At 61.8% G+C, this 13,233-nt stretch carries 8 protein-coding genes; 4 read left to right on the forward strand and 4 right to left on the reverse strand.

Annotated elements, in window-relative coordinates; genetic code table 11:
* Positions 1–32: 32 nt before the first annotated feature.
* The 4 genes from LJ738_RS08610 to uxuA form a co-directional block, all read right to left on the reverse strand.
* Complete coding sequence (locus tag LJ738_RS08610; protein WP_227785926.1) at positions 33–3,185, reverse strand: SusC/RagA family TonB-linked outer membrane protein; 3,153 nt, start codon at positions 3,183–3,185, stop codon at positions 33–35.
* A gap of 70 nt (positions 3,186–3,255) precedes the next feature.
* Positions 3,256–4,080 (reverse strand): SDR family NAD(P)-dependent oxidoreductase, encoded by an 825-nt coding sequence (locus LJ738_RS08615; RefSeq protein WP_227785927.1) that lies wholly within the window; start codon positions 4,078–4,080, stop codon positions 3,256–3,258.
* Positions 4,081–4,114: 34 nt separating this feature from the next.
* On the reverse strand, positions 4,115–6,241 hold the full coding sequence (locus LJ738_RS08620; protein WP_227785928.1) for an alpha-glucuronidase family glycosyl hydrolase: 2,127 nt from the start codon (positions 6,239–6,241) through the stop codon (positions 4,115–4,117).
* Between the two features lie 23 nt (positions 6,242–6,264).
* On the reverse strand, positions 6,265–7,491 hold the full coding sequence (gene uxuA / locus LJ738_RS08625) for a mannonate dehydratase (protein ID WP_262907627.1): 1,227 nt from the start codon (positions 7,489–7,491) through the stop codon (positions 6,265–6,267).
* A gap of 336 nt (positions 7,492–7,827) precedes the next feature.
* Here uxuA and LJ738_RS08630 point away from each other — a divergent pair, with 336 nt between their 5' ends.
* The 4 genes from LJ738_RS08630 to LJ738_RS08645 all read left to right on the forward strand — a co-directional run bounded on the left by LJ738_RS08630 (position 7,828) and on the right by LJ738_RS08645 (position 13,193).
* Positions 7,828–9,009, forward strand: coding sequence for a LacI family DNA-binding transcriptional regulator (locus LJ738_RS08630; RefSeq protein ID WP_227785930.1), 1,182 nt, complete (start codon positions 7,828–7,830; stop codon positions 9,007–9,009).
* Positions 9,010–9,418: 409 nt separating this feature from the next.
* Positions 9,419–10,105 (forward strand): hypothetical protein, encoded by a 687-nt coding sequence (locus LJ738_RS08635; RefSeq protein ID WP_227785931.1) that lies wholly within the window; start codon positions 9,419–9,421, stop codon positions 10,103–10,105.
* 4 nt (positions 10,106–10,109) lie between these two features.
* Positions 10,110–11,105 (forward strand): PspA/IM30 family protein, encoded by a 996-nt coding sequence (locus LJ738_RS08640; RefSeq protein WP_227785932.1) that lies wholly within the window; start codon positions 10,110–10,112, stop codon positions 11,103–11,105.
* Between the two features lie 309 nt (positions 11,106–11,414).
* Positions 11,415–13,193: an OmpA family protein gene (locus tag LJ738_RS08645; RefSeq protein ID WP_227785933.1), complete on the forward strand. Its 1,779-nt coding sequence runs from the start codon at positions 11,415–11,417 to the stop codon at positions 13,191–13,193.
* Positions 13,194–13,233: the final 40 nt, after the last annotated feature.

Raw genomic sequence — 13,233 nt, forward strand, 5'->3', positions numbered from 1 at the left:
CAGCTACTCAGTCGCTAAGTCACTCAGTGAGATTAGAAGCCCACGTTGATGCCGGCGATGAAGGCCCGCGTGACGGGGTAGTTGACGCCCACGCCGGCCAGGCCGGCGCTGGAGCTGTTGGGGTTTCCGCCCGTGAACTCGATGCCGCCGGGGTTGCCGGCGTTGAAGCGGCTGGAGTACGACAAGGCATCGGGGTCGATGGCTTTGTTATCCTTGAAATACTGCGCCTTGGACCAGATGAGGGGGTTTTGCACCTGCAAATAAATGCGGGCCGAGCTCATGAAGGCTTTGGTAGCCCAGGCCGCGGGGATGGTGTAGCCCAGGTCGATGCTGCGCACTTTAATGAACGTGCCGCTGAGGTAGGCCAAGGTCTGGCCGTAGGTGGGCCACTCGGTGGCGCGGGCGCTCTGGTCGGGCTGCGGGTAGTCGTTGGTGGGGTTGCTGGCCGTCCAGTAGTTGAGGTTTACCTGATTGCGGCGGCCAGTGTTGGTGGCGAAGTAGGCCGGGCCGAACAGCGTGGGGTCTACCACGGTAGCGCCGACACGGGTCAGGGCCACCACGTTCAGGTCGAAGCCTTTGAAGCGGAAGCGGTTGGTGAGGCCAGCTTCAAACTTGGGCTGGCGCGAACCGATAATCTGGCGGTCGTTGGCGTTGATGACGCCGTTGTTGTCCACGTCTTCCACCTTGATTTGGCCGGGCTTCGAGCCGTACTTCTTGGCCAGGTCGGCCTCCGAGGTCTGCCAGATGCCGAGTTTCTTGTAGTCGTAGATAACGTAGAGCGGCTGGCCGATAAAGCGCTGGTTGCCCACGTCGCTTAGCTCGTTGCCGTTGGCATCTTTGCCCCGGGCCAGCGAAATCACTTTCTCGCGGTTCACGGTGAAGTTCCAGTCGGTGCTCCACTCAAAGCCACCCTCCTGTTTGGAGCGCACGTTAGCCGTGCTGAGCGAAACTTCCAAGCCGCGGTTCTGGGTCTCGCCGGCGTTGCGCACAAACGAGCTGTAGCCGCTGGAGGTGGGCAGGGCATCGGGCAGCAGCAGGTCCTTGGTGCGCTGCTGGTACACTTCGACACTACCCGATACGCGGTTTTCCAGGAAGCCGAAGTCGATGCCAAAGTTGGTGGTGGCGGTGTATTCCCAGCCCAGGCTGGGGTTGGGGATGCTGGACGGCACCACGCCCACGGCGCCGGTGGGGCCGAAGTTGTAGTAGCCCGCGCCGATGCCCGACTGCAGCGAGCCAATGGTCTGGTAAGGGTTGACGGCGGTGCTGCCCACGCGGCCGTAGCTGGCCCGCAGCTTCAGGGTGTTCACCCAGGAGTAGTCTTTCAGGAAATCCTCGTTGGCAATGTTCCAGGCCACGGCGGCCGAGGGGAAGGATTTGTACTTGTTGCCGGGCGCCAGGCGCGACGAGCCGTCGGTGCGCAGCGTCAGCGTGGCCGAGTACTTATTGGCAAAGGCGTAGTTGACGCGGCCCATGAAGGAAACGATGTCCCACTGCTGCTGCCCGCTGAAGGCGTTGGTGGGCGAACCGGCGCCGAGGTTGTTGTCGAGCTGGTAGTTGGTGGGCAGGTTGCGCACGCCGGTGCCGAAGTTGTCGGTGCGGAACTCCTGGGCGCTGTACAAGCCCGTGAAGTTCAGGTCGTGCTGGCCAAAGGTGCGATTATACGTCAGGATGTTTTCAGCCAGCAGGTTGAAGGCCAGGCTGGTCGAGCGGCCGGCCGTGGCCGGGCCACCGCCGTTCTGCGGCGTCTGCGAAGCGAAGAAGTTGCCGTTGTTTTCCGAGCGCACGTCCAGGCCCAGGTTGAGCCGGTAGTCCAGGCCTTTCAGGATGTTCACCTGCCCGTAGATGCTGTTGAAGGTGCGCACCCGGCGGTTCTGGTCTTTGTGGGCGTCGGTGGTGTACAGCGTCAGCGGGTTCGACATCCCGGTGTCGGTGTTGGGGTAGAGAATCGGGATGCCGTTGGCGTCGTAGGGCGAGGCCAGCGGGCTGGTTGTGATGATGCTGTACAGGATGTTGATGTTGGGGTCGTCGGACTGGTTGAAGGTATTGAGCGAGTTTAGCCCAACTTTCACCCGTTCGCCGATTTTCTGGTCGAGGGTGCCACGTAGCGAATAGCGCTTGAAGCGCTGCACCGGCACAATGCCGGTTTCGTCGTAGTAGCCCAACGAGGCCGAGTACTGCGTCTGTTCGGTGCCCCCGCTCAATCCCAGCACATGGTTCTGAATGTGGCCGTTCTGGTACATCAGGTCCTGGTAATCAGTCGATTTTCCGGCGGCGTAGTTGGCCCGCTCGTCGGCCGTGAGGAACGACGTGGCCGTGTTGGGGTCGTAGCCCGGGTTCTGGGCGCGGTAGGCTTCGAGGCGGTAGTTGTAGTACTGCTGCCCGTTTTGTACGTCGTAGAGGCCGTAGGCTTTTTTCAGGCCATAGTAGCCGCTGTAGGTGGCTTTGGGTGCGCCGGCTTTGCCGCGCCGGGTGGTGATAAGGATAACGCCGTTGGCGCCGCGGGCACCGTAGATGGCGGTCGAGGAAGCGTCTTTCAGCACTTCCACCGACGTCAGGTCGTCGGGGTTCAGGTCGTTGAGGCTGCCATCAAATGGCACGCCGTCCACCACCAGCAGCGGGTCGTTGCTGCCCGAAAACGAGCGGTTGCCCCGGATGCGAATCACCGGCGCCTGGCCCGGCGTGGTGCTGGAGCTGGCGATGGTTACGCCGGCGGCGCGGCCTTGCAGGGCCTGGCCCACGTTGGCCACCGGCACGTCGCGCAGCTGCTCCTCGCTCACCGACGAGATGGCGCCCGTCACCTGGCTTTTCTTCTGCACGCCGTAGCCCACCACCTGCACTTCGTTCAGGGCCTGGGCCTCGGCAGTGAGGCGCACATCCGTGGGGCCGGAGGCGCCAATGGGTACCTCTTTGCGCTCAAAGCCAATTGAGCTGATAACGAGCGTGTTTTGGCCTTCCGGCACGGTCAGGGTATACACCCCTTCCGCGTTGGTGGTGGCCCCGTTGGTGGTACCCTTCACCAGCACCGTTACGCCGGGCAGGGCCTCGCCTTTGTCCGACATAATCTTGCCCGTCACCGTGCGCCCGACCTGGGCCCACGCACTGGTGGGCATCAGCCCCCCCGCCAGCAGGAAGCCGGCCCCCATGAGTTGCGCACAGAGCCGGACCTGGCACAGTGCGGATTTCAATAAATGTACTCGCATGATATTCAGTGGGTTTTTTGTGGTTTGGTGAGAGTGTTGTTTTAAAAAGCAGGGACTAAAAGCCAATGGAATTGCCGCCGTCGACGGGCAGCGACACGCCGGTGATGTAGCGCGCGGCCGGCGAGGCCAGGAACACGGCCGCGTGGCCGATGTCGGCGGGCTGGCCGAAGACGCCCATGGGCGTGCGCCGCATGGCCCGGTCGCGGCGGTCGGGGTCCGAGTTCATGGCCTTGCGGCTCATCTCGGTCTCGATAAAGCCCGGCGCAATGGCGTTCACGCGCACGCCCTGGGCCGAGAACTCGGAGGCCAGCACCTTCACCATGCCCTCCACCGCCGATTTGGAGGCCGCGTAAGCCACCACGCGGTCGATGCCGTAGTAGGCGGCCATCGACGAAATCATGAGAATAACGCCCTTTTTGCGGGCCACCATGCCCCGGGCGCACTCCCTAGTGAGGGCAAACACGGAGTGCAGGTTGGTGTGCAGAATCCGGTCGAACTCCTCATCGGTGACTTCCAGCGCGGGCTTCTTCATGTTGATGCCAGCGTTGTTTACCAGGATATCCAGGGGGCCGTAGCTGGCTTCAATCTGAGCCACCAGACCTTCGATGGACGAGAGGTCGTTGATGTCGTTGACGATGTATTGGGCCGACCGGCCCAGGCCTTCCACGGCGTCGCGCAGCACTTCTTCGCGCCGGCCCGTGATGACCACCGTGGCGCCGGCCGCGGCCATGCAGCGCGCGATTTCGAGCCCAATGCCCGTACCGCCGCCGGTGATGAGCGCCAGCTTGCCATCCAGCGAAAACACGTTTTCCGGCTGGGCCACGGCTACCCCGGCAGGTTCGGGCTGGCCGTTGGGAGCGAGATTAATAGAAATCGGCATAGTGTTGATTTCGATGATATTGGCAGGAAAAGAATTACTTGAGCTGATAGAGGTCCACCAGGCTTTTGACTTCGGCCAGCGTGCGGGTGGGCGGGGTGAACGGCGCCGGAATGGGCTGCTTCGAGTAGGTCTGGAAGTAGAGCACGCAGGCATCGCGCCACCACAGGGCCTCCTGCCGCTGGATTTGCAGGCGGGCCGTCACGTCGGCGTGCACGGCGGGGTCCACGGCGGGCTTCACGCTGGCCCAGCGCTGCTGCATCCACGTCACGGAGTCGGCCCCGGTGTAGTAGCGGGTCACCAGCTCGTTCCAGAGGGTGCGGCCCGTGGGCAGTGGCTGCTTCCAGCCCACGTGGTGGAACCAGAGCAGGTAGTTGAGCGGGCAGGTTTTGGGGTCGCCCCACTGTTTCTGCACGCCCGGCGAGTACAGCGCCAGAGCGTTGGAGCCGGTAGCGGTGCGGTTGAAGCCCAGCCCCACGGAGTCGGCTTTGTGGTAGTACACGGCCGTCCAGTCGGGGCGGCCGGCCTTGGCCAGCCAGGGCTGGGGGCCGTAGTGAATGCTCTCGCCCATGATGTGGTGCAGGCCCAGCGGCGTGGTGTAGCGCACGTAGATGTCGCGCGACTTGCCCATCATATCCACGATGGTGGCCACGGCCTTGGGCTCGCGGGTGAGGGTCATCTTGGCCCACTCGGTGGCAATGGCGGCCGAGGTCAGGTTGTAGTCCCAGGCCAGGCGGCCGAAGGCGTACCAGTTGGCCTGGCCCATGGGGTGGCCGGTCCAGTTGCGGTCGGCGCCGATGTTGGCCACGCCCGCAATGCCGCTGATGCGGTGCTGGTCAAGGCTGCCGTCCACCACCTTCGCCACCGTGGAGCCGGGCCCCTTGGTTTGGGTGTCCGAATCGAGGCACTCCTTGAACAGCGGCGCCAGATACACGAGGTGCGTGGCAAAGCCCAGGTATTCCTGCGTAATCTGCACTTCGAGCACCAGTGGCGTCTTGGGCATGGCCCCAAACAGCGGGTGGAACGGCTCGCGGGCCTGGAAGTCAATCGGCCCGTTTTTCACCTGCACCAGCACCTTGGGCAAGAACTTGCCATCGAGCGGCTTAAACTCCTCGTAGGCTTCCTTAAATCGGTCGCCGTTGCTGTTGGCCTTGTACACAAAGGCGCGCCACATCACGATGCCGTCGTGCGTGCCCAGGGCGTCGGCCAGCATGTTGGCGCCGTCGGCGTGGTTGCGGCCGTAGTCCTGGGGGCCGGGCTCTCCCTCGGAGTTGGCTTTCACCAGAAAGCCGCCGAAGTCGGGAATTACCTTATAAATCTCCTCGGTCTTGGCGGCCCACCACTGCTTCACTTGCGGGTCGAGCGGGTCGGAGGTTTTCAGGCCGCCTATCACCTTGGGCGCGGCCCAAAACACCGACAAATATACCCGGATGCCGTAGGGCCGAAACACGCCGGCCAGGGCCTTCACTTTCTGCAGGTACTCGGGCGTGAGGTAGCGCGCGCTGGCGTTCACGTTGTTAATGGCCACGCCGTTGATGCCAATCGAGGCGTTGGCGCGGGCGTAGTCGGTGTAGCGGGGGTCGAGCCGCTCGGGCAGCTCGTACCATTTCCAGATAGACGAGCCGGCATAGCCCCGCTCCACCGTGCCGTTGGGGTTGTCCCAGTGGTTGAGCAGGCGGTATTGAATGCGCGGGCTGCTGGCTTGGGCCAGGTTGGATACCGGCTGTCCGGTCTGTAGCTCCCGCAGCAGAGCAAACACACCGTAGAGCACGCCGGCCCCGCTCCTACCCGTCACCACCAGGTTGCGGCCCTGGGCTAAAATGCGGTAGCCGTCCTGGCTGTGCCCGGTTACGGAAACGTTTGCGGTCGGGCTTACCAGTAAAAGAATCCCGCGTTTGGTACTGCCCGCCTCCGCCTTTGCCACCACCGGCACCGGCTGGCCCAACAGCCCTTGCAGGCCGCGCTGTAGTTCCTTCGCGGCCGTATTTAGCACGACGGAGCTGCCATCAGCGGCTATGTATTGGGCTGCTTGCCGGTAGGCGTTGCGTTGGGCCACATCCGTAATCGGGTCATACTTGAGCCACAGCCGATAGCCGTCGTCGGCCACGCTGCGGTGCGCGGCGGCCACGAATACCAACAGAAGCAATAGGGACCGGAGCAACATGTGGGTGGGATTTGGGGAGAGGGTTAGGAGTATTGCTTGGCTTCGGCACCCACGGCGGGTGGCGCGGCCTCGGCTTCCAGACTGCGGCGGATGCCGTATTCCAGGCCGCGCAGCTCGGCCAGCCCGCGCAGGCGGCCGATGGCCGAGTAGCCGGGATAGGTCTTCTTCTTGAGGTCGTCGAGCATCTGGTGGCCGTGGTCGGGGCGCATGGGGATGGCGCGGCCGCCGTGCTCGGCGCGGCGCAGCTCCTCCAGCACCAGCTCGCGCACCACGGCGTACATGTCCACGTCGCCCGCCAGGTGGTCGGCTTCGTGGAAGTTGCGCGGGTTGGCTTCGCGCTTGGTGGTGCGCAGGTGGATGAAATGGATGCGGGGCCCAAAACGGCGCGCAATGGCCGCGGGGTCGTTGTCGGGCCGCACGCCCAAGGAGCCGGTGCAAAACGTGAGGCCATTAGCCGGCACGTCGCAGGCCGCCATCAGCTGGGCGATGTCGGCCTCGGTGCTCATCACGCGCGGCAGGCCCAGCAGCGGAAAGGGCGGGTCGTCGGGGTGAATGCAGAGGCCGATGCCAAGCTCCTGAGCCACCGGCGCTACTTCTTGGATGAAGTAGTGCAGGTTTTCGCGCAAGGCCTGCGCATCGATAGCAGCGTACTCATCGAGCAAGCTCTGAAAGCCGGCCAACTCAAACGCTTCTTCGGAACCGGGCAGGCCCAGCAGTACAGTGTTGGTGAGGCGGGCAATGGCCTCGGGGCGCATGGCGGCGAACTGCTGGCGGGCGGCCTGGGCTACGGCGGGTTCGTAATCGTTTGCGGCGCCGGGCCGCTTAAGAATAAAGAGGTCGAATACGGCGAAATCCTGCCACACAAACCGCAGGGCGCGCGAGCCGTCGGGCATTTCGTAGCTCAAGTCGGTGCGCGACCAGTCCAGCACCGGCATGAAGTTGTAGCACACCGTGCGGATGCCGCAGGCTGCCAGGTTGCGCAGCGACTCCTGGTAGTTGGCTATATACAGTTCGCGCGAGGGGCGGCCTTTCTTAATGTCTTCGTGCACCGGCAGGCTCTCCACCACTTCCCAATGCAGGGGCGCGTAGGTGGCATTGTCGGCTTCAATGAGTTGCTGGCGGGCCTGAATTTCTTCCACAGACCATACCGCGCCCACGGGCAGTTGGTGCAGCGCGGTTACCACGCCCGCGCACCCAGCCTGCCGAATATCAAAAAGCGAAACCGGGTCGTGCGGACCGAACCAACGCATGGTGTGTAGCATAAGACTCTTCTTCAGAATACAATTTACCTATACACTAATCCCGCGGGTCACACTCGAGCCTCAAAAAGCTACCGGAAACCTGTTTGCTGGACTACTTACCGAAAGTACATCATGATTGCCTATAGTCAATACCCGGAAAACGGCTTAAACAACTTGTTTTCGCAGAAAAACTATCGGTAACGATTCCGGAATCGTTACCGATAGCTATCTTAGCTGCGCGGTAGCAAAAAAATTTTTTTGTGTCTTACCTTTGAATAACTAGACAAAGCAGGGGCAGCCGGCAGTATCTAAACCCGTCCTTTTCCACAAAAAGTACAAATCAAGATGATAACCTGCGTCAAATGCAAGCAGAGTAGCTCCGTCCTGAAAGCCGGCTTTGTGCGGGGCCGCCAGCGCTTTTTGTGCAAGGCCTGCGACTACCACTTCACGGAGGAGAAACCGGCCGGCCAGCTCACCGAGCGCCGCCGCAGCCAAACCACTATCGGCGACGTGGCCAAGGCCGTTGGCGTGGCCTCCTCCACGGTTTCGCGGGCGCTGAACGGGCATACTGATATCAGCCCAACCACCCGCCAGGCCATCCTCGACGCGGCCCGGCAGATGGACTACCACCCCAACTTGCTGGCGCAAAGCCTGAAAAGTCGCGAAACCCACACCCTCGGCGTCATCATTCCGGACATCGAGCGACCATTTTTTGCTACGGTAGTTAGCGGCATTCAGGACGTAGCGTCCGAGGCCGGCTACCGGGTAATGATTTGCCAATCAAAGGAATCGTACCAAACGGAGGTGAGCAATGTGCAGGCCCTGGTGGCGAGCCGCGTAGATGGCCTGCTCATCTGCCACTCCCGCGAGACCAAGAACTTCGACCACGTCAAGCCCATCGCCTGCCGGGGCGTGCCCGTGGTGCATTTCGACCGCGTGAGCGACGAAGTCGACAGCGCCAAAGTGATTCTCGACGACTGGAACGGCGCCTTCAACGTCACCGAGCACCTCATCCAGCAGGGCGCGCGCCGCATCGCCATTCTGGCCGGGCCCGAGTCGTTGCTCATCAGCCGCAACCGCCTGGCGGGCTACCAGCATGCCCTAAAGCGCTACAACCTCGACCTGCGTAGCGAGTACGAGGTTCACATTGAATTCCAGACCGAAGAAGCCGTGGCCGCGCTCGACAACTGGTTGGCCCTGCCCGAGCCGCCCGATGCCATTTTCGCCATCAACTACACCAACGCCTTCGACCTGTTGGTGGCCCTGAAAAAGCGCCACCTGCGCGTCCCCGACGACATTGCCGTGGTGGGCTTCGGCGACGAGTTCATGGCCTCCATGATTGAGCCGGGCCTCACCACCGTCAACCTCCACCCGTACCGCATCGGCCAGCAGGCCGCCCGGCTTTTCCTGGAGCAGGTGCGCGAGAAGGAGGATTTCCAGCCCCGCACCTTCGTCATTTCCGGCGATTTGGTCATCCGCGGCTCCTCATTGAAAGGCAAGGGCGACTCGTTTAGTCTGAGTATTTAATCCAGGCTTTGCTGACTTGAATGGACGTCATGCTGAGCTTGTCGAAGCATCTCGCGTGGGATAGTAATTCATTCGTTTGTCATGCTGACGAAGGAAGCATCTTCTCACGTTCGAACGAGTCGTTCAGCGGGGATAAGATGCTTCGTCAGCATGACAAACGGCGCGGGCGAGATGCTTCGACAAGCTCAGCATGACGCTCCTCTTCGCCGTTTCGTTAGGTTAGGCCATTGCTGATTTGAAAAAATAGCCTTTCCATTTTGGAAAAATATCTCCCCGTTGAGCTAAATGCTTAGCGGGGATTTTTTATTTAATCAGCTCAATATCAATCAATCATCAGCAATACCAAAAATCCCTTTCCGAAACGGCACTGGTATTGGCATATGGTGGAAGTCACCAAACGCAAGCAGCCATGGCCATTCTTGATAACCTTACCAAAGCCGCCAAGGGCTTTTTCATCGAAGAAGATGAAACGGCTCCGGCCCAAGCCTCGGCGCCCCGGACGCTTCCAGCCCAACCTGCTGCCGGAACCCCGTCCGCTGGCCCGGCGCCGCTCGTCACCCAAGCCGAGCAGCGCCACCTCGACCACATCGCCAGCTTGCTGGTAGGCGACGGCAAAGACTTCGGCGCCTACACCAAGATGGTGAGCAGCATGGCCAGCAGTGGCCTCACCGGCCCCTTGCTCTACCAAACGGCCTTCAACGCCTTCTCCGCCCTCACCGGCGTGAACCAGGCTACGCTGCTGGCCTCGGCCGAACAGCTGACTACCAAGCTGGCCGACGACCGCGCCCGGGTGCTGCAGCGCCACCGCGAAAAGATGGGCGAAGCCACCTCGAAAGCCGCCCCCGGCCCCCTGGCCCTGCTGCAACAGCGCGAAGCTCAGCTGCAAGCCGATGTAGCGTCCCTCACCCAGCAGCTCACCGAAAAGAGCCAGCAGCTGCGCGATATCCAGCAGCAGGCGCAGGCAGAAAAGCAGAAAACGCAGGCCGCCCTGGCCTCCTACGAGCTGGCCAACGCCGCCGCGGCTGCCGAGCTGCAGGCCCATCGCCAGGCCGCGCAAAATTTCCTCAACCCCACAGCCACCCCTTCAAATACCTAATGCCATGAACACGCTACTCACAACTTCCTCTGACACCGATACCGGCCTGCCCAAGTGGCAAAAGCCGGAGAAGATGGCCGGCCGCGTCGTGCTCCTCGGGCTGGTGGGCGCAGCCGTGTACTACTGGGGCGTGATTCTGCCCTTCTTGGTCGATATGGTCTTCAACAGCGTGAAGCTGGGAATTGGGTTGGGCGTGCTGTTCGTGCTGTTTTTGCTGGTCACGAACAAGCGCATTCACGCCGGGCTGTGGTACGCCGGGCAGCGGGTGCTCCGCACCATGGCGGGGATTTTCGTCAACACCGACCCCATCGGCATCATGCAGGACTACATCAAGAACACCGAGCAGGAAGCCCGGAAGATGGACGCCGAAGTAACCAACATTGAAGGTGCCCACGAGCTGGTGAAGCGCAAGCTGGCCACTAACACCAACCAGATGAAGGAGTACCTGGCCCTGGCCAATTCCGCCACCCGCCAGGGCGAAAAGGACATGGCCGAGAGCTACGCCAGCCGAGCCGCCCAGCTGGAAGACTACAACCGCCGCCTGCAGCCCATGGCCACTACCACGGCCAACGTCTCAGTGGTGATGCGCCAGATTCTGAAAGCCGCCCTGCGCCAAATCGATGGCAGCAAGTTCAAGGTCAACCTCTTGAAAGACGAATACGAGCTAGTGAAACGCACCAGCTCCGGCATGCGCGCCGCCATGAACATCCTGCGCGGCGACCCCGACAAGAAGTACTTCTTCGACCTGGCCACCGACCGCGTGGCCCAGGACATGGCCCAGCAGCTCGGCCAAATTAAGCAGGCCATGCGCTACTCGCAGGAGTTCGTGAAGGAGATGGACATCCAGAACGGCGTGATGAGCGAGAAGGGCCAGCGCTTGCTCACCAAGTACCAAAACGGCGATTTCAACGCCGTGCTCAACGAAAAGCCGCAAGCTCAACAATCCTTCGCCACCACCAAAAAAGCCTCCGATGATGCCTATTCTAGCCTGCTTGATTAGCTTTTTGCTGGCCTGCTGCCTGGTGAGTTTGCTGGGTGCGCCGAAGCTGGTGGCGCAACACCACACCGAAGCCCGCCACTCTGTTTCTCTAGGTCGTCATGCTGAGCGCAGCCGAAGCATCTCTACCTCGGAAGTAATCAATGGCCTTGTAACGAAGCGGTAGAGATGCTTCGACTGCGCTCAGCATGACAGTTCTGGGCCGTGTCGGAAGTTTCAATCCAGAGGCACCAGCCGCTATTCAACCCCACCAAACCCTCAAAAATCAATGCGCCCAAAAGGGCGCCCCACCCCTCTTTTGCCTTTACTAAAATGACAACACGTGGTAAAATCGTAATCGGCCTGCTCCTGGTAGCGGCCCTTTACTTCGGCATCAACAAGCTGGTATCCAGCGGTGCCGTGTTCAAGAAAGCCGAAACGCAGTCGGTGCTGCTCAACTCGATTGAGCTGCCGGCTGCCACCGGTGGCAGCCGCGCCACCATCGTGGTGCCGTTGGCCCCCATGCCCGGCACCGCTCCCGCCGAAAAGGGCACTCCTGTCGTGTGGGAGGTGATGGCCTGGAACAGCCAGATGGCCGGCATGCTGGCCAACGGCGGCCCCCGCACCACCATGGGCTCGGCCCTGGCCGCCAATGGCATTGACCTGCAGATTGTGCGCCAGGACGACGTGAGCAAAATGCAGGCAGACCTGGTGAAAAACGCCCTCGACTTGCAAAACAACCCCGCCACGCCTGGCCTGATTGTGAGCATCATGGGCGACGGCCTGCCCGCTTTCTCGGCCGTGCAAGCTGAGCTGAAAAAGACCGGCACGCAGCTGCAAATCATTCCCTATTCGGTGGGCAAGAGCTTTGGCGAAGACAAGCTGATGGGCCCGAAAGAATGGCTCGACAACCCAAAATCGGCGCTGGGCAAAACCATAGCCTGCTACCTGCGCGACGGCGACCAGAACATCGCCCTGAAATGGTGCGCCGACAACGGCCTGAAAGTGAACCCCGACGAAACCACCTACGACCCCGAAGCCGTGAACTTCATGGCCGCCAGCGACTTCCTGGTAGCCGCCGAAAAGTACATCCTCGGCAAGCCCGAAAGCCGCACCAAAGTGGTGAGCGGCAAAAACACCGGCGTGAAAGTAGACGTGGTAGCCGACGGCGTAGCCACCTGGACTCCCGGCGACGTGAACATTGCCAAGCAGCGCGGCGGCCTCGTCAACATTGTGTCGACCAAAGACTACTCCAACCAGATGCCTAACATCATGGTCACCACCAAGCGCTGGTACGATGCCCACCCCAAGGAAGTAATTGGGCTGATGACCGGCTTTGCCGTGGCCGGCGACCAGGTGAAAGCTCACCCCGAAGCCTTGGCCCGCGCCGCCGACATTTCGGCCACCGTGTACGGCGACCAGGACAAGCCGGGCGCCTACTGGCTGAAGTACTACAAAGGCGTGAGCGAAGCCGACCGCAACGGCGAAGTGGTGGAGCTGGGCGGCAGCAAGGCCTTCAATTTCAGCGACAACCTGAGCTTGTTTGGCTTGGATGAGGGCGGCACCAACGTTTACGCCGCCGTGTACAAAACCTTCGGCGACGTGCAAAGCAAGCTCTACCCCAAAGAGCTGCCCAGCTACGTGCCCCTGACCGAAATGCTGGACCTGACGCCCCTCAAGACGCTGCAGGCCCAATACAAAGGCAAAACCGTGGCCCCGGCCGAAACCCAGCAGTTTGCCGCCGATGACGAAATCCGCCAAAGCGTGAGCAAGCGCGCCTGGAACATCGCCTTCAACTCGGGCCAGAGCACCTTCACCCCCGCTGCCGAGCGCGACCTGAACCAGCTCTTCAACGACCTCGTGGTGGCCGGCCGCCTGAAAGTGGCCGTGCACGGCCACACCGACAACACCGGCGACCCGCAGAAGAACCAGCAGCTTAGCGAAGACCGCGCCATGGCCGTGCAGCACTGGCTGGAAACCAAAAGCCGCAGCGCCTTCCCCGAAGGCCGCGTGCAGGTGTACGCCCACGGCGCCACCGAGCCAGTGGCCAGCAACTCGACGGTGGAAGGCAAGGCCAAGAACCGCCGCGTGGAGATTGTGCTGGGTAATTAACCCAAAAGCAGCGGTCAAACTCCCCTCCTTAGTAAGGAGG

It is taken from the genome of Hymenobacter plasmatis (assembly GCF_020711255.1).
Lineage (GTDB): Bacteria > Bacteroidota > Bacteroidia > Cytophagales > Hymenobacteraceae > Hymenobacter.